Source organism: Dyella amyloliquefaciens, from assembly GCF_004296575.1.
Classification (GTDB): domain Bacteria; phylum Pseudomonadota; class Gammaproteobacteria; order Xanthomonadales; family Rhodanobacteraceae; genus Dyella; species Dyella amyloliquefaciens.
The window spans coordinates 11,433-29,310 of sequence record NZ_SAYT01000010.1; the positions used below are offsets into that span (position 1 = coordinate 11,433).

Genomic DNA, 17,878 nt, shown 5'->3' on the forward strand with positions numbered 1-17,878 from the left:
CGGGCAACCATGGGTCGCGAAAACTTTCGGCGGAAGCTTTGAGGATGTCACTCGCGCGTGTGCTATATGTCCGCAGGGGTGGGCGTGGGGTACGGCCAGGCGCTGGGTTCGACCATGGCGCAAGGGGCCGGCCTCCGTCCGGATCACCGTATCCGGTGGGGAGAGTCGGTCTGGTTATGTATGTTTCCTGGTTTGCTCATGGACGGGTGCCACGCGTTCGCTGGTTCGTCGCCATGCTGGCCTCGTCGCTGGTCGCCGGTTGTGCCGTGGGGCCCGACTTCCATCGTCCGGCTGCGCCCGAGGTCAGCGATTACACCGCCCACCCGGTAACTACCACGGTCGCGACCGAGAACGTGGCCGGAGGAGATGCGCAGCGCTTTGCGTCGGGCGGGGACATTCCCGGTGACTGGTGGACGCTGTTTCACTCCAGGCCACTCAATGACCTGATCGAGCAGTCCCTCGCCAACAACCACGACCTGAAGGCGGCTCAGGCCGCATTGACGGTGGCAAGGGAGAATGTGCTGGCGCAGCGCGGCACTTACTACCCGAGTGTGGTGGCGGACTTTTCCGCCAGTCGCCAGAGGCAGTCGGGGACCATTTCGCCGACGCCCAACTCCAATACCTTTCAGTACAACCTGTTCACCCCGCAGGTCAGCGTTTCCTATGCGCCCGACATTTTCGGCCTGAATCGCCGGACGGTGGAGTCGGTGCAGGCGCAGGAGCAGGCCGTCCGGTTCCAGATGATCGCGACACAGATCACCTTGAGCACGAACGTGGTGGCCGCGGCCGTGCAGCTTGCCTCCCTGCAGGAGCAGGTGGCTGCGACGCGCGAGCTGGTCGACATCAATGCACACATGGTGCAGATCCTTCGCGAGCAATCCACCAAGGGTTATGCCAGCGGACTGGACCTTGCCGCGCAGGAGTCGCAGCTTGCCCAGGTCAACGCGACGCTGCCGCCGCTGCTGAAGCAGGTCGAGCAGCAGCGCGATCTGCTTGCCGTGCTGGTGGGGCGGTATCCAAGCCAGAGATCGGATCAGTCGTTCGATCTGGCGGGCCTGCAGTTGCCGCAGGAGCTTCCGGTAAGTCTTCCGTCGACGCTGGTGGCACAACGCCCCGACGTGCTCCAGGCCGAGGCCAACATGCACGCTGCCAGCGCGCAGATCGGCGTCGCCATCGCCAATCGGTTGCCCAACATCACGCTGAGCGCCAACACGGGCAGCACGGCATTGGCCATGGATCAGCTGTTCAAGTCGGGCACGGGTTTCTGGGGTATCGGTGCGGACATCACCGCGCCGATCTTCCAGGGCGGCACGCTGCTGCATCAGGAGCGCGCCGCAAAGGCCGCTTATGTGGAAGCCGCCGAGCAATACCGCAGCACGGTGATGGGTGCCTTCCAGAATGTGGCCGACTCGCTGGTGGCGCTGGACCAGGACGCGGCGGGCCTGAAGGCCTCCGCCGCTGCCGCCGACGCCGCCAAGCGCACTCTCGATCTATCGCAGAGGCAGTGGAAAGCCGGCTACGCCGACTATCTCTCGTTGTTGAACGCGGAACAGTCTTACCAGCAAGCGCGCATCAATCTGGTGCTGGCCCAGGCCAGCCGCTATGCCGACACGGCGGCGCTGTTCCAGGCGCTCGGTGGTGGCTGGTGGAATCGCGCAGATCTAGCCCAGGACAAAAATGAAAAATAGTGCGTTTGACGAAGCGCCATCCCAGGGGCGCAGGCAACGGCATGGACATGGGGTCGTCATGGCGGTGCTGCTTGCGGCGACATGCGGCATGGCCGGTTGCTCCGGCAAGAACAGTGACGATGCGGCGGGGGCTTCGGTCACGCCCACGAACGTAACGCTGACCCCGGATCAGCGGAAGAACATCCACCTGTATACCGTTGCGTCCGCGACCTACCACCGGACTGTGGATGCGACCGGGTCGGTGGACTTCAACAACGACAAGGCGACGGCGGTGCTGGCGCCGATTTCCGGTCCGGTCTCGCGCCTGCTGGTCGATATCGGTGACCACGTGAAGCAGGGTGATGCGCTGGCCCTGGTGGATTCGCCCGATTACGCCGCCGCCGTCACCACGTATCGCAAGGCTTTGACTACGGCGCATACCGCCCGACGGCTCGCCGACCTGGAAAAGGACCTGGTCGAGCATCAGGGCGTCGCCAAGCGCGAAGAGGATCAGGCGCAGGCCGATGCCGCCAATGCCGATGCCGACGTCGACGCCGCCCTGAAGGCGCTGGTCTCGCTGAATGTCGACCCGAAGGTCATCAAGGACATCGAGCAGGGCAGGCCCATTGCCCCGATCAGCGGCGTCATCCGCTCGCCCACCGCGGGCACCGTGGTGGATCGCCAGATCACGCCCGGGCAACTGCTGCAGGCCGGCACCACGCCGTGCTTTACGGTCGCCGACATGTCGCATGTATGGGTGATGGCGCAGGTGGCCGACTCCGACGTGGCGTCGGTGAAGCCGGGCGACTCCGCCGATGTCTCCACCGGCGTCGATTCGCAGCGCCTCACCGGCACGGTCACCAAGGTGTCCGCACTGGTGGACCCGGATACGCGACTGATGCCGGCGCGTATCGTCGTGGACAACGGGCAGGGCCTGCTGAAGAAGCAGGCCTACGTGGCCGTGCAGATCCATTCGCGCGAGGAAGCCAAGGGCATCCTGGTGCCGGTATCGGCCTTGCTGCGCGACGACGAGAACCTTCCGTTCGTGTACGTGGCCCAACATGACGGCAGCTTTGCGCGACGCTCGGTGACCCTGGGTCACCGCATCGGAGACCAGTTCGACATTCCCGCGGGCCTGCAGGCTGGCGAGCAGGTCGTGGTGGATGGCGGCATCTTCGTCCAGTTCATGCAAAACCAATGAGCGAACAGTTGCCTCCCTCCTCGCCGACGCCGCGATCGGCGTCGCTCATGAACCGGGTTGTCTCCGCGTCCCTGGGCCAGCCGTTCCTCGTCCTGCTGATGGCGCTGCTGCTGATCGGTGCAGGCGCACACTCGTTGCAGCGCCTGCCGGTGGATGCGTATCCGGATCTCTCGCCGCCCATCGTGGAGATCATCACGCAGTGGCCCGGACACGCCGCCGAAGAGGTGGAGCGGCTGATCACCGTGCCGGTCGAGCTGGGCATGAACGGTGTGCCCAAGACCACCACGACACGCTCCATTTCGCTCTACGGGTTGTCCGACGTCATCCTCACGTACCAGACGGGCACGGACAACAACTTCGCACGCCAGGAAGTGTTCAACCGATTGGGCGACCTGAGCCTGCCCAGCGGCGTCGCGCCTTCGGTGTCGCCCCTGTCAGCTCCCTCGGGCCTGATCTATCGGTACGTGCTGCAGAGCACGGACCGCTCGCCGATGGAACTCAAGACGTTCGAAGACTGGACGGTCGAGCCACAGTACCGGGCGGTGCCGGGTGTGGCGGACGACTCGGGATTCGGCGGCGGCACCATGCAATACCAGGTGCTGCTCGACCAGACCAAGATCGCAGCGCTCGGCCTGTCGGCCGTGCAGGTGGAAGCGGCGCTGAGCGCCAACAATGCCAATGCGGGCGGCGGCTTCTACTCCCAGGGCGGACAGTTCTACTACGTGCGCGGGGCAGGGCGCGTGGAGACGCTGGAAGACATCGGCAACGTGGTGGTGGCCGTGCACAACGGCACCCCGGTGCTGGTGAAGGACCTGGGCCGCGTGGTCATCGGCATTGCGCCGCGCCTGGGCGAGTTCGGCTACGAAAAGCAGGACGACGCGGTGGAAGGCGTGATCCTGCTGCGTACCGGCGAAAAGACTCAGGACGTCCTCAAGCGCGTCGAAGCGAAAACCAGGCAGCTCAATGACGAGATCCTTCCCAAGGACGTCAAGGTCGTTCCGTTCTACGACCGCACCGACCTGATCACGCTCACCACCAAGATCGTGGAAGACAACCTGCTTCGCGGCATGTTGCTGGTCGTGGTGATCCTGATCTTCTTCCTTTACGACATTCGCGCGGGCCTGATCGTCGCCACCACCATTCCGCTGGCGCTGATGTTCGCCTTCATCTGCCTGGATCTGCAGGGCGCATCCGCCAACCTGTTATCCATCGGCGCGGTCGACTTCGGCATTCTCGTGGACGCCGCGGTCGTCATGGTGGAAAACATCTTCCGCCAGATTGCCGAGCGTCGTGGCACGCCGTTGAACGTCAAGGAGATCATCCGGGACGCCGCCGCCGAGGTGGATCGCCCGCTGTTCTATGCGGTGGCGGTGATCGTGGTGAGCTTCCTGCCGATCTACGTGCTGTCCGGTCCATCGGGGACGCTGTTCAAGCCGATGGCCGACACCATGATCTTCGCGCTAGTCGGCTCCCTGGTGATCACGCTCACCTTGCTGCCGGTCCTGTGCGCGGTATTCATGCGCAAGGGCGTGCAGGAACGCCGCAATCGTGTCTTCGAAACGATCAAGTCGGTCTACGCGAAGGGGCTCGATGCCTGCCTCGCGCGGCCATGGCTGACGGCCGGTGCTTCGGCCGTGGTGCTGGCCCTGTCACTGCTGCTCATTCCGCGCATCGGCGCCGAGTTCATGCCACAGCTGGACGAGGGCGCGCTGTGGGTGCGCGCCACCATGCCCTACACCATCTCGTTCGAGGAGGCGTCGAAGATCACGCCGAGGATTCGCGAGGTGCTGCGCTCCTTCCCCGAAGTCACTACGGTCGCCTCGGAACTGGGGCGCCCCGACGATGGCACGGACTCGACCGGGTTCTTCAACGTCGAGTTCTACGTGGGCCTCAAGCCCTACTCGGAGTGGCACGGCGACTATCACAAGAAGGCCGAGCTGATCGAGGCCATCAACCAGAAGTTGCAGTCGTTCCCGGGCATCATCTTCAACTACACCCAGCCCGCCGAGGATGCGGTGGACGAAGCGGAAACCGGTCTGAAGAGCGCGCTCGCCGTGAAGGTCTTCGGTTCCGACCTGAACACGCTGGAGCAGAAGGGCAAGAGCATCAAGAAGATCCTGGAGCGCGTGCGCGGCATCCGCGACGTGACCCTGGTGCAGGAGCTGGGGCAGCCCAGCCTGAGCATCAAGATCGATCGCGCGAAGATCGCCCGTTACGGCCTGAACGTCTCCGATATCAACGGCGTCATTCAGACGGCCATCGGTGGCGATGTGGCCACGCAGGTGGTGCAGGGAGAAAAGCAGTTCGACCTCGTTGTGCGACTCGAACAGCAGTACCGCGACAACCCCGAGGAGATCAGGAACATCCTCGTGGCGACGCCGGGCGGGCAGCAGATTGCCCTCAAGGAGTTCGCGGACATCCAGGAAATCAACGGTGCGTCGTTCATCTATCGCGAAAACAATTCGCGCTACATCGGCGTGCAGTTCTCGGTAGAGGGCAGGGATCTGGCGGGTGCCGTGGAAGACGCCATCCAGCAGGTCAACGACAAGGTCAAGCTGCCGCAGGGCTACCGCCTCGACTGGGGTGGCGAGTACAGCGAGTACACCGCGTCGCGCGCGCAGTTGAACGTCATCCTGCCGCTGACGATGGCCTTGATCTTCCTGTTGTTGTTCACCCTCTACAGGAACTTCAAGTTCCCCTTCATCACCGTGCTCGGTGTGCTTCTTTCCGCGCCGGTGGGTGGCATCGTGGCGCTGTGGATCACGGGCACGCCGTTCTCGGTGTCCTCGGGCATCGGTTTCCTGGCCCTGTTTGGTGTATCGGTGCAGACGGCGGTGGTCTACATCTCCTACGTCAACGAATTGCGACGCGGGGGTACAGGCCTTGAGGAGGCGATTCGCGAGGGAGCGATCCTGCGATTGCGCCCGATCATGATGACCGCACTGGTTGCCGCGCTGGGCCTGCTGCCCGCCGCCCTCGCCACCGGTGTCGGCACGGACACCCAGCGACCGTTCGCGATGGTGATCGTCAGCGGCCTCTTTGCGCGACTGTTGATCAGCGTGTTCCTCATGCCCGCGCTCTACACCCTGGTCGCTAAGCCCGATGACAGGCTTGAGGTGTGAGATCGCCTCGGGCGTGGTGAGAGGGCGCGACCCAAGGCTTTGCAAAAGCCCGCCGTCAATCTGAGGCGGGCGTCGCTGGAAAGCCGGGGCGGGCAGGGCAGCAACGTACGTGTTGTGTACGAGAGACGCGGTCAGTCCGCGTTGGTCGTGGGTGGTGCTTCGTAATCGGGCGTCATCGGCGGTGACGGCGTGAGCGCTGCCTTGCGCCAGTGTCAGATGGCTCGGAACGTCGGCTATAGGGGCACAACATGAACCTGGATCGCGCCGCCCGATACGCTCCGCTGTTGCTGAGGGTATTGCTCGGGTCGCTGTTCATTGCGCACCTGTACTGGAAGTTCGCGATACTTCCGGGCGGCCTGCCGCGATGGTGGGCTGGCTTCGCCTCCAATGGCTATCCCTGGTTCGTCCCTGGGTATGTTTTTTCCGCCGAGCTTGCCGGTGCCTTGCTGCTCATTCCCGGCATCCACGCCCGCTGGGTCAGCCTGTACGTATTGCCGATGATGCTTGGCGCGACGCAGTTCTGGGCCGTGCGCAAAGGTTTCTACTTCACCGGTGCAGGCGCAGAGCTGCCGCTGGTGTGGTCGGTCCTGCTGGTTCTGCAGGTGATGCTCGGCGATGGCCCGTATGCGTTGCGAAGCCATCGAGGATCGACGGCCTGACTGATCCATCGCGTGGAGGCGATGCACGCCTCCGTCACACTCCGGTGCCGCCAGTCACGCTCTCGCGAGTGGTAGCGGAACACAGGCGTGTCCGCTGCTGTTCGAAGCTGATCAGCCAGCGGCTACCAGCGGTCGTGCCGGGCCGGGCCGGCTGGGGAATGCGTGGCGCAGGATGCGCCAGATCACCGTGCCGAACTGCTTGGGCAGGGAGCCGGTGTTGTAGTGCTGGCCGTAGCGCGCGCAGATCTCGCGGACTTCCACGGCCATCGCGGCGTAACGGTTTGCCGGCACGTCCGGATAGAAATGATGTTCGATCTGGTGGCTCAGGTTGCCGCTCCACAGGTTGATGAGCCGACCACCGGTGAGGTTGGACGATCCACGCAGCTGGCGCAGGTACCAGTGGCCGCGGCTTTCCTTGCGCACGCTTTCCTTCGGGAACACTTCCGCATCGGCAGTGAAGTGGCCGCAGAAGATGATCACGTAGGTCCAGATGTTGCGGATCACGTTTGCCACGATATTGCCGAGCAGCACGGGCAGGAAGAACGGGCCCGCCAGCAGCGGGAACAACAGGTAGTCCTTCAGCACCTGCTTGCCGATCTTCTTCACCACCGGCGTCGCCATCTTCCACAGGGTGCGGCCGCTCATCTTTCCGGCGAACCAGCGACCGATACGCAGATCCTGCAGGGCCACGCCCCACTCGAACAGCACCGCGAACACCACCGCGATCGCCGGCTGGATCAGGTAGAACGGTTTCCAGCGCTGCTCGGGGAAAATGCGCAGCAGGCCGTAGCCGATGTCGTCGTCCATGCCACGCACATTGGTCCAGGTGTGATGGCTGTAGTTGTGCGTCTTGCGCCAGTTGTCGCTGGTGCCGACGATGTCCCATTCGTAGCTCTGGCCATGCAGCGCCGGGTCGCCCATCCAGTCGTACTGGCCATGCATCACGTTGTGGCCAAGCTCCATGTTCTCCAGGATCTTGGACAGGCCGAGCAGGACCGTGCCGAGGATGCACAGCGGCCACAGCAACGCCGGCAGCACCGTGCCGCCGAGGATCGCGCCTGCCATCAGCATCACGCGGCCACCAAGACCCAGCCAGCGCACGCCGGCCATGATCCTGCGAATGTAGTCGGCGTCGCGCTGGCCAAGCGTGGCCACCGTGCGGGCGCGAAGCGCATCCAGTTCCTCGCCGAAGCGATTCAGTTCTTCTGGGCTCAGGGCGCGACTGTTGATCTTGGGCATGGCGTTCACAGGTCCAGGGAAAGATCGCTTTGCGCGGCATGGATGCACAGGCGCAAGGCTTGGGTGGGTTCGTGTTGCACGCTGCGGTCGTGCAGGGCGCGCGTGGCGCCGCTGGACTTGCCGCAGGAGCAGGTGTTGCAGATGCCCATGCGGCAGCCGTGGCGCGGCCTGACGCCTTGCTCTTCCAGCGCTTCCAGCAGCGACTTGTTGCGTGCGATGTCCAGCGTTCGGCCGCTCTGCAGCAAGGTCACGCGCACGTGGCCGTGGTCGCTTGCGTCGATCAGGCGCGGCGGCGGGCTGAAGGCTTCCGCCTGGAACGACAGGTCACGATCGGCGAGCACCTCGCGGGCGCGCTCGACAAAGCCGTGCGGACCGCAGACGAGTACGTGTGCCTTTGCGTCACCCGGGAGCAATGTATCGAGATGAAGCGATTCGATTCGCCCCTGCAGCTCGTCGGTAGCCTGCGCAGCCTCGCCGGTCAGCACGAAGTACACGCTGAAGTTCGGATGGCGAGTGGCGATGGCACGCAGCGATTTGGCCTGCACCAGTTCCGCGCGCGTGCGGGCCCAGTACGCCAGTCGCACCGGGCGCGGGAATCCCGCTTCCGCCTGTGCATTGACGAGGGCCAGCATTGGGGTGATGCCGCTACCGGCAGCCAGCATCAGGCAGGGCGCCGACACGTCAGGCACGCTCAGCTCCCCGAACGCCTGATCCAGTGACAGCACGCGGCCTACCGGAACGGTTTGCAGATAGGCGCCGACCTTGCCGCCGTCCACCGCCTTCACGGTGATCCGGATGCAGCCGTCCGCACGGGGCATATCCGACGCGCTGTAGGACCGGGTGTAGCGCACGCCGTCGATCTCGATACCGACGTTGACGTGCTGCCCCGCGCGAAAGCCGCGGAAGTGCCGGTTCGGGCGCAGTACCAGGGTGGTGACACCCTCGGCTTCGAGGCGACGTTCGACCACCCGTGCCCGTGTCTGGTGCCAGGACCAGAGCGGATTCAGGCGGGACAGCCAGAAGTCGAGGACGGCGGGTGGCGCCCACACCGCATTGAGGCGGGACAGCCAGGTGGGTTGGGGGAGTGCGGTTTCCATAGGCTCAGTATACGACCATATATACAACTGTATATACAATCGTCTATACACCTGTCTGCTATCCTTCACCGAAGCCACTTTTCCAGCGCTGATGACCCAAACCCTCGCCCCAGAGGCCCCCGAGGCCGGACGCAAGCACCAGATCAGCCGGGACGACCTGCTGATGGCGGCCCTGCGCCTGGTCGGGCCGCACCGGAGCGTGTCCAGCCTGGGTCTGCGCGAGGTGGCGCGGGAGGCCGACATTGCCCCCAACAGCTTCTACCGGCATTTCCGCGATATCGACGATCTGGCGGTCGCCCTGATCGAGCTGTCCGGCGAGGCCCTGCGCAAGGTGGTCGACCAGGCGCGCGTCAACGTGGTGAGCGGCAACGCGGTCGTACGCGGCTCCGTGGAAGCCTTCATGTCGCAGGTGCGCTCCGAGGACGGCCTGCTGCAGGTGCTGCTGCGCGAGGGCACGGCCGGGTCCGACGCCTTCAAGCAGGCGGTTGATCGCCAGCTCGATTTCTTCGAGGAAGAGTTGCGGGTCGAACTGGTGCGCCTGACCGAGGCCGCCGATCAGCCCCTGCACGATCCGGCGCTGGCCGCCAAGGCCATCACTCGCCTGATCTTCGCCATGGGTGCGCATGCGCTCGATCGGCCGATCGAGCATGACGCTCAACTGATCCGTCAGATGAGCCAGATGGTGACGATGATCCTGCTCGGATCTCGTGACCTGCGAGCACGTCTCGGCTGAATCGTCGTTGCTGGCAGCCGATTTGCTTCGCCTGCCGATCGCGACGAAAGCCTTCCTGCCAGGCAGCGGTCCATCACTCGGGCGCACGGCGCGCCGGCTACACATCTCCTCCACGTTTATTACCGCACGCTGACGCTGGGTCGAGTATCGGCCGCCGACCTGATTCGGGTCGGCAAGCGCACATCATCACACCGCCCAGGGAGTAGCAAGGTGATGAATCAGCGTTTCAATGGGCGCCGCCTTACCGCGGCGCAGTTCGCCGTAGCCGTGCGCGGTCTGCGCATGACGCCCCGCAACCAGCAACTGGCGCGGGAGGCGTTGGTGGATGGCGTTCCGACGCCGACATTGGCTGCCCGTGCGCAGGTGACCCGGGGCGCCATCGACCGCACGATACGCCGCATCTATGAAACCCATCTGGCAAGGCACGACGCGCCCGTCGAGTGGCGTGAAGTACGCCTTACAGTGCCACGGAGCATGGCCGAGCGATTCGAGGCCCAGGCGGCAGCCGTGATCGCCGAACACGATTTTGCCCGTCGCCTTGCCACGGCCATGGAACAGGAGTCCTCACAGGAAGATGAGGCCGCGGAAGAAAGTTGAGCACAATGAGACGTCCGACGATCCCGCCCATCGGTTAGTCCTTCGTGGCTGCGTTGCTTCAGCGAAGGCGATGGCATGGGCCACGGCGTCGATCAGTAGCGCACATCAAGCACCGATGATGCGACCCGCAATATCGCTGCCATGTCCGCTTCACCCCACGCAGGTCCCGCTCGCCCCATGGGCCGAGTCCGTCGCCACGCGTACGGCTACACTCGGCCACCATGACGATGCCAGCTCGCCTGTCCCCGGCAGACTTCCACGGCGAACGAAGCGTGACGCTATCTGCGAAAGCGTTGGCCTTGCTGTGGACCGTATTCTGGCTGCTCATGTTCAGTGCCACCCTGCAGGAGGCGCTGCGCAATCCGTCGACCCGATGGTGGGAGCCCATCCTGTGGGAGGGTAGTTCGGCGCTGGTCTTCACCGGATGGATGTTGGTGGCGTTCCGTGTACGCGGACGCTACGCGCGTTACCTGGACAGGCCGCTGATCTGGTTCGGCAGCTATCTGCGGTGGTTGCCACTGGTGGCCGTCACGTTCGTCGTCGTGGTGTACGCCATGCGCTATGGCGTCTACGCCCTGGTGGGCCGCACTTATGTGCACTCGGGCTGGTACTTCATCTTTGCGTACGAGAGCGTGCGGTTCACGCTTTTTGCGGGCTTATGGTTCGGGGTCCTCTTTGGCGTCGATTCGTACGGGCAGTGGCAGCTCCAGAAGCAGCGCCTGCTGAGAACGCAGAAGGCGTTGGCCGAAGCCCAGCTTGCACAGCTGCAGGGGCAGCTGCGGCCGCATTTCCTGTTCAATGCGCTCAACACCGTGTCGTCGCTGATGCATACGGATGTGGCGCGCGCCGATCGGCTGGTGGCGACGCTGGGGGACCTGTTGCGCATCAGCCTCCGGTCGGACGAGAGCGAGATGACCCCGCTTGCGGAAGAGTTGCGCACCCTGGAGCTATATGGGGACATCATGCGTGAGCGATTCCGCGATCGCGTCACGCTGAGCTGGCAAACCGACCAGGCGCTGCTGGATACCCCGGTTCCCGCGTTATTGCTGCAGCCACTGCTTGAAAATGTGTTCAAGCACGGCGTCGAGCGCACCGTGGCGCATGTGCGCGTCACTATCATCGCGCGGCGCGAAAACGACGCGATGGAAATCGTCGTGAGCAATTCCGGATCCATGCTGGCACCCGGGCATCACGATGGCGTGGGTTTCCGCAATTGCCGTGAGCGGTTGAACATCATCTACGGGCACGAGGCATCGCTGCGGGTTCGCAACGAGGTTGACGGTGTCGCCGCGTGCGTCCTCATACCGCTGTCGGGGGCGACTCCGTGATTCGTGCCCTGGTCGCCGATGATGAAGCGCCGGCGCGCGAGAAGCTTGAACGTTGGCTCTCCGATCAGCCGGACATGGTCGTGGCCGGGTCGGCGGAGGACGGCATGTCCGCGGCGCAATGCATTGAGCAGCTTCGACCGGACGTGGCGTTTCTCGATATCCACATGCCGATGCTGTCCGGTCTACAGCTTGCAGCGCAGCTGGAGACGTCGCGTGCCCCGTTGATCGTCTTCGTGACTGCCTATGACGAGCACGCGGTCAAGGCATTCGACCTCAATGCCGTCGACTATCTGCTCAAGCCTTACGACATGGAGAGATTTGCGCGCACCGTACAGCGCGTCCGCGAGCGGCTTCGTGCCGATGATCCCGGTGCTTCGGCGGTGGCGATAGGGCGGGAGAGGGCGCCGGGATGCGAGCGCTTGCTGGTGCCGGATCGCGAAAGGCTTCAGCTTGTCGACGCAGCGTCCGTTGAATGGCTGGAGGCGGATGACAACTACGTCCACGTGCACACGTCCGGACGGACCTACCTGCTCCGCAGAACGCTGCAGGACCTGCTTTCCCAACTCGGCGAGCAACGCTTCGTGCGGATACACCGGTCGACGGCAGTCAACCTGGCTTGCATCGCTTCGCTCACTCCGCTCTTCAAGGGCGACTACGAGGTCCATCTCCACAACGGCCGCACGCTTCGACTCAGCCGGCGGTATCGCGACGCGCTGTTTGCCCGCATGCACCAGTAACGTCCGGTTCGCCACGTCGGCGTCTCCGCTCGCCACCAACCTGCTGCCAGCCGTTCGCGGACGCATCAGGCTCCTGGCTATCGCCGACACAGGAGATTCGGAGCATGCGGGCTGATGACGAACGGAAGGAACGTTACGACTTTCTGGACTGGCTGCGAGTCATCGCCATCTTCGTGTTGTTCTTCTTCCACACGGGGATGATCTTCGTGGGCTGGGGGTGGCATGTCGTCAACCGCGAGACCATTCCGGCCCTGCAGTGGCCCATGGACATCGCCCACCGCCTCCGCATGCCGCTGCTGTTCGTCATTGCGGGTGCCGGCATGTGGTTCGCGCTGCAGCGGCGAAGTACCGTCCAGTTCCTGAAAGAGCGATCGATCAAGCTCATCCTGCCGCTCATCGCGGGCATGTTGCTGGTGGTGCCGCCGCAGATCTACTGCGAGCTGCGGCTTCGTGGGGAGTGGTCAGGCAGCTATCTGGAGTTCTATGCCACGCGCTTGCGGGAGTTCTTTCCTTACCCCATGGGCGACTTCGGTTGGCACCACCTCTGGTTCATCCTCTACCTCTATGTGTACGTCCTGTTGCTGCTCCCCGCGATGCTGTGGTGGAGGCGGTCCGGGCTGCGCGCAACACCCGGTGCTTGGCTATGCCTGCTGGGTATTCCGCTGGGCATCAACGAGGTCTTGCTCAAGCCGGTATTCCCGGAGACGCACAACCTGGTCAGTGACTGGTACATCTTCAACCACTACCTGCTGCTGACGGCGTATGGGTACTTCATGGCATCCACGCCGGGCATCTGGAAGTGGCTTTCCGGGTTTCGCCGGTGGTCGCTGTTCGCGGGAGTGGCGTCGTTCGTTCTGCTTATTTCCGCCTTCAATACAGGCGTCATCCAGCACGATTCCATCGCAGACGGTATCGGGGCCAACATCTTCACGTGGCTTTGGGTGATGGTGTTCCTGGGGTATGGCTATCGCTGGCTATCCTTCGCCAACCCGTTGCTCATCTGGGCGAGAGAGGCGAGTTATCCCGTTTACATCCTGCATCAGACGGTGATCGTCGTCATCGGCTACTACGTCGTCCAGTACGCGTGGTCACCGGGGGTGAAGTACTTCGTTGTCCTGGTTCTCAGCATGGCTACGTGCTTTGTCCTCTATGAGGCCTGCATACGGCGATTCGCCACGCTTCGGTTCCTCTTTGGCATGAAGGTGAAACCGGGAAGCCTGCGCCTCATGCCGGCGACCGTTCGGCGGGCCGCGGGCGATGATGTGCAATAGCCGGCGGCTTGGTCCCGGCAAGTGGAGCGGATGAAGCCCGGGATTCCACCGGGCTTCATGGAAATCAACACCGGTGCTTGAGGTTTGGCTTCAAACCGGCTATTTCCAACGCTTCCCCAGGGATGACGAAGCGCGCTCTCTGCCATCGGATCGCCAGGGGCACTCTTGTCCAACACGACCCGAGAACCATGAAAGGCTTCCCGACATCCAACGTTGCCGATAAAGGCCACTACCTGATCCTGGACGGTCTTCGTGGCGTCGCCGCGCTCTTGGTCGTGCTGTTCCATGTGTGCGAGGCGTATAGCCCCGATCATCCGCTGACCCAGCTCATCAATCACGGTTACCTGGCCGTCGATTTCTTCTTCCTGCTTTCGGGCTTCGTCATTGCGTACGCCTATGACGATCGCTGGCAGACGTTGAGTGTCGGGGGCTTTTTCAAGCGGCGTCTCATGCGGCTTCAGCCCATGGTGATCATGGGCATGACGGTGGGCGCGCTGTTCTTTCCCTTCCAGGCAGGCGGGTCCTTTCCGTTGATCGAGTCCACGCCCGCGTGGGAAGTGATCCTCGTGATGCTGGTGGGCTACACCTTGCTGCCCTTGCCGCCTTCCATGGACATTCGCGGGTGGAGCGAAATGCATCCGTTGAACGGTCCGGCGTGGTCGCTGTTCTTCGAGTACGTGGCCAACATTCTTTACGCGTTGGGGCTGCGCAAGCTGTCCCACCGTCAGCTTGGCTTCCTGACCATTTGTGCGGCGGCGTTCCTCGTGCAGTTGGCCGTGTTCGGCAAGCGCGGTGACCTGATTGGCGGTTGGTCGCTGGATGCCGGGCAGTTGCATATCGGGTTTGCGCGCCTGCTCTTTCCCTTCCTGGCGGGCATGCTGTTGATGCGCCTGGGCAAGCGCGTGAATGTCCGGGGCGCGTTTGGCCTGTGCAGCCTGCTGCTGGTGGCGGTGCTGGCGTTGCCGCGCGTCGGAGGCGCCGATCATCGCTGGCTCAATGGACTCTACGATTCGCTTTGCGTGATCGTGGCCTTCCCCTTGATTGTCGCCATCGGTGCCGGTGGTTCGCTCGCGGCGGGTTGGTCGACCCGCATCGCCAGGTGGCTTGGGGACATCTCCTATCCGCTGTACATCACCCACTACGCCCTCATTTACACCTATACGGAGTGGGTGAGCAGGCACAGCGCATCTGCCACGTACACGATGGGCATCGGCGCACTGGTTTTCTTGGCAAGCGTTGCGCTGGCGTACGCGTGCCTGAAGTTCTACGACGAGCCCGTGCGGAAGTGGCTACAGAGTAGGGCGGCCCGCACATCGGGTGTCGAAGGGGCGACCTCCGTACAGGATCAGGGGCTCGCGCCGTAAACCGTTGCCTCGCACGTTTCGAACCAGCCTTTCTTTACGGGGTGGCGCCGGACCTGCCAGTCCCCGCGACCCGCATCATGCGTCGGCGGTCTGTTGAAAAGACGGGCGTGCCGACGCCCGTCCTGGTTTCGCTTCGGTGATGCGCTCGACTAGCCGTCGATGAAGTGATGGATGGCCGGTATCGTGGTGGCCGGCGCTTCTTCCATCAGCCAGTGGCCCGCATTCGGGACGACGAGTTCCGTCACGTGGGTGGCGGCGTTGCGCATCACGATGGCTTCGTTCGCACCAAAGGACTTCTCCCCACCGATCGCGAGCACCGGCATGGTGAGCCTGGTCGCCATGGCTGCCTTGTTGTCTTCGGCGTCCTTGCGGATCGCACGAAACTGGGCGAATGCGTCGTGCATGGCCTTCGGGCGAGCGTAGAGCTCGGCGTAGTGTTGGCGCGTGGCCTCGTCGACCTTGGATGGATCACCCGCGAACTCGTTCCAGAAGCGATCGAGGTAGATGCGCTCGCGTCCCGCTACCAGCCGCTCCATATCCGGACCGCCGAAGTCGAAATGCCAGAGGGCAGGTAGGCGCACGATCTGGTCCCAGGGCGGAATGCCGGGCACCGGCGCGTCCATCACCACGAGGCGATCGGTCTTGTCGGGATAACGGGCGGCATAGGCGTAGGCGACCATGGTGCCGATGTCATGCCCGACGACCGCGGAGTGGTCGATGCCGAGCTGGCTGAGCACGCTGCGGATATCGGCCGCCTGTGTCCGCTTGTCGTAGCCATTCTCCGGATGCGAGGACAAGCCCATGCCGCGAAGGTCGGGCACTACGACCGTGTGGTTACGCGCCAGATCAGCCGCCAATGGCGCCCACATGTCGCCGGTATCGCCGAAGCCATGCAGCAGGACGACCGCCGGCCCCTTGCCGCCGACGCGGACATGGATCGTGGCGCCGTCCACCTGGATGTCCTGGACGCGGAAGGAGGGCGGAAAAGCTTGAACGGCGGCCGTGGCGGCAAGGCTGAAACCTGCCAGCAGGCACGCGATAAGAAGCAGGCGAATCATCAATATGACTCCCTAGGAAAGTGATCGGTGGTCCCCTTGGTGGGCGAGGCAGGTGCGGCCGCGTCCCACTGGCTAGTTCAAGGCAAGGTCCGTAACGTGGGCGTGACGACGGGCCCACCCGCGGCCCGCTTGTCTGGCTGCTGCATCGCTGGCTGGAGGGGCATTCCCGCCCTTCCGCAGCATGGCTTGCCTTAATAGCTGACGATCCCTCGCTCCCGCCCCCAGACCACCGCCGCGCTGCGCCGATTGACGCCGATCTTTCCGTACAGGGTCGCCACGTGGTTGCGTACCGTGTTGCGCGAAAGCTTGAGTGTTGCCGCGATGCTCTCGTCGTTGTGGCCTTTGCAGATCAGGGTGAGAACTTCACGTTCGCGAGGCGTCAGGTCGACCAGGCCCTGCGTTGCATGGGGCTCGTTTCCGGTCTGGCGCACCTGGGCCAATTTCTCCATCACCGTCTGCGTAAACCAGGAAGCATCCTTCATGACGGCGTCGATGGCCGCCACGAGATCCATTTCCGAGCGCTTGCGATCGGTAATGTCCTGCATGACGCAAAGCGCGCACGCCTGGTCTTGAATCAATGCCGCTTCAGCGGAAAACAGGCAGTCCATGACCGTTCCCGAGCTTGTCTGCAGGGACACCTCCTGGCTGCGGATAACCTCGCCGGCGCCAAGCTTGTGCTGGAGTTCGCGATGGTGCTTCCCGTCCTTCCACAGGTGCACCTCGGACAGGGGCATGCCGGCGATGTCGTTCGCGGCATAGCCCAATGCGGCCGTAAATGCAGCGTTGACCTCGAGGACGCGCAGCTCGGGAAGTGCGCATAGCATCATGGGGACCGGTGCCAGGCAGAACGCCTTGGAAAAGCGCTCTTCGCTCTGGGCTAACGATGTTTCGGCCTTCTTGCGTGCGTCCAGATCGATGAACGTGAAGAGCATGCAATGCTCTTCCTCGATCTCGATGGGCTGGCCGGCAACGATCACGAATTTCTCGGTGCCTTTCAGGGGCAGCCTCAACACGGCTTCCCGCTGGGAAATCGTGCTCCATTCCTGCAGGCAGCGAATGGCGCCTTCGCGGTCTTCGGCGTTCTCGAGTACATCCAGTTCATAGATGGAGTGGTCGATGACCGCTTCGCGATCATATCCCGTCATCTCCAGGAATCCCTGGTTGACCTTGATGTACTGCAGGCTCGATAGCTGGCAGATCAGTGCCGGTGCCGGGTTCGCGTTGAATGCGCGCTCGAATCGCTCCTGGGCGCTGAATTGCCTGGTCAGATCCTGGATGACCAGGACCAGTGATTCGCGGGATCCACTGGAGTTGGTGAGGATGAGGCCTCGTACCTGGTGGATGCGGAAGAAATCTTCGTCGTCCGCGCGCGTCACTTCGACCACCACGTCGCGAAATTCCTGACCGTCGAGTACGCGCTCGGCGGGGTACTGGTCGGGCTTGAGGCGATGGTGGTTTCGGTACGTCAGGATGAATCTGTCGACGTACTGATCCACTTCCGAGCCCAGGTCCGACGCCGCGTCGATGCCATGCATCTCGAGCGCCATGTCGTTCGCCCAGACGATGGATCGATCCGGATCGATCAGAACGACACCTTCGGCCAGTCCGGCGATGAGCTGCTCCAGCTGATGGCGATCGACTCTCGGTGTGTTCGGGACCGCATCCATAGCAATCATCGCTCTGTGGGTTGCGTCATCTTCCCAGGGAACGGGCACGCCGTCCGGGGTCTGAAAGTACTAAGCCTACTGGTATCGCCTGATCTGGTTGCCGCAGCGTCAACCGCCTAGGTTCGTTGGGCCATCGGC

General features: G+C 63.5%; 14 protein-coding genes. 10 read left to right on the plus strand and 4 right to left on the minus strand.

Annotated elements, in window-relative coordinates; all coding sequences use genetic code 11:
• Nucleotides 1-233: 233 nt before the first annotated feature.
• From EPB08_RS20025 to EPB08_RS20040, 4 genes are all read left to right on the plus strand, one after another.
• The gene (locus tag EPB08_RS20025; protein WP_229238435.1) at nt 234-1,688 is read left to right on the plus strand and encodes an efflux transporter outer membrane subunit; all 1,455 of its coding nucleotides are present in this window, start codon (nt 234-236) and stop codon (nt 1,686-1,688) included.
• A 58-nt stretch (nt 1,689-1,746) separates the two neighbouring features.
• A complete protein-coding gene (locus EPB08_RS20030) occupies nt 1,747-2,868 on the plus strand; it encodes an efflux RND transporter periplasmic adaptor subunit (protein WP_130620901.1) in 1,122 nt (373 codons plus the stop codon).
• Nucleotides 2,869-2,915: 47 nt separating this feature from the next.
• Complete coding sequence (locus EPB08_RS20035; protein WP_130620902.1) at nt 2,916-5,990, plus strand: efflux RND transporter permease subunit; 3,075 nt, start codon at nt 2,916-2,918, stop codon at nt 5,988-5,990.
• Nucleotides 5,991-6,238: 248 nt separating this feature from the next.
• Nucleotides 6,239-6,649: a DoxX family protein gene (locus EPB08_RS20040; protein WP_130620903.1), complete on the plus strand. Its 411-nt coding sequence runs from the start codon at nt 6,239-6,241 to the stop codon at nt 6,647-6,649.
• Nucleotides 6,650-6,760: 111 nt separating this feature from the next.
• Here the strand turns inward: EPB08_RS20040 and EPB08_RS20045 are convergent, their stop codons facing one another.
• Both EPB08_RS20045 and EPB08_RS20050 read right to left on the minus strand, forming a co-directional pair.
• Nucleotides 6,761-7,888, minus strand: coding sequence for a fatty acid desaturase family protein (locus EPB08_RS20045; protein ID WP_130620904.1), 1,128 nt, complete (start codon nt 7,886-7,888; stop codon nt 6,761-6,763).
• 5 nt (nt 7,889-7,893) lie between these two features.
• Nucleotides 7,894-8,985: a ferredoxin reductase gene (locus EPB08_RS20050; protein ID WP_130620905.1), complete on the minus strand. Its 1,092-nt coding sequence runs from the start codon at nt 8,983-8,985 to the stop codon at nt 7,894-7,896.
• Between the two features lie 91 nt (nt 8,986-9,076).
• Between EPB08_RS20050 and EPB08_RS20055 the strand changes: the two genes are divergently transcribed.
• The 6 genes from EPB08_RS20055 to EPB08_RS20080 all read left to right on the plus strand — a co-directional run bounded on the left by EPB08_RS20055 (nt 9,077) and on the right by EPB08_RS20080 (nt 15,015).
• Nucleotides 9,077-9,718 carry a TetR family transcriptional regulator gene (locus EPB08_RS20055; RefSeq protein WP_130620906.1) on the plus strand — a complete coding sequence of 214 codons (642 nt, stop codon included), beginning with the start codon at nt 9,077-9,079 and terminating at the stop codon, nt 9,716-9,718.
• 213 nt (nt 9,719-9,931) lie between these two features.
• Nucleotides 9,932-10,315 (plus strand): TrfB-related DNA-binding protein, encoded by a 384-nt coding sequence (locus tag EPB08_RS20060; RefSeq protein ID WP_130620907.1) that lies wholly within the window; start codon nt 9,932-9,934, stop codon nt 10,313-10,315.
• 227 nt (nt 10,316-10,542) lie between these two features.
• A complete protein-coding gene (locus tag EPB08_RS20065; RefSeq protein ID WP_205746422.1) occupies nt 10,543-11,643 on the plus strand; it encodes a sensor histidine kinase in 1,101 nt (366 codons plus the stop codon).
• The gene (locus EPB08_RS20070) at nt 11,640-12,380 is read left to right on the plus strand and encodes a LytR/AlgR family response regulator transcription factor (RefSeq protein WP_165418557.1); all 741 of its coding nucleotides are present in this window, start codon (nt 11,640-11,642) and stop codon (nt 12,378-12,380) included. The genes EPB08_RS20065 and EPB08_RS20070 overlap by 4 nt, the downstream gene beginning before the upstream one ends.
• 104 nt (nt 12,381-12,484) lie before the next feature.
• Nucleotides 12,485-13,651 (plus strand): acyltransferase family protein, encoded by a 1,167-nt coding sequence (locus tag EPB08_RS20075; protein WP_130620910.1) that lies wholly within the window; start codon nt 12,485-12,487, stop codon nt 13,649-13,651.
• Nucleotides 13,652-13,728: 77 nt separating this feature from the next.
• Entirely contained in the window at nt 13,729-15,015 is a 1,287-nt protein-coding gene (locus tag EPB08_RS20080) for an acyltransferase family protein (protein WP_205746423.1), read from the plus strand.
• 149 nt (nt 15,016-15,164) lie between these two features.
• Here EPB08_RS20080 and EPB08_RS20085 read toward each other — a convergent pair whose 3' ends face one another.
• The gene (locus tag EPB08_RS20085) at nt 15,165-16,073 is read right to left on the minus strand and encodes an alpha/beta hydrolase family protein (RefSeq protein ID WP_130620911.1); all 909 of its coding nucleotides are present in this window, start codon (nt 16,071-16,073) and stop codon (nt 15,165-15,167) included.
• 191 nt (nt 16,074-16,264) lie between these two features.
• The gene (locus EPB08_RS20090; protein ID WP_229238436.1) at nt 16,265-17,788 is read right to left on the minus strand and encodes a helix-turn-helix transcriptional regulator; all 1,524 of its coding nucleotides are present in this window, start codon (nt 17,786-17,788) and stop codon (nt 16,265-16,267) included.
• Nucleotides 17,789-17,878: the final 90 nt, after the last annotated feature.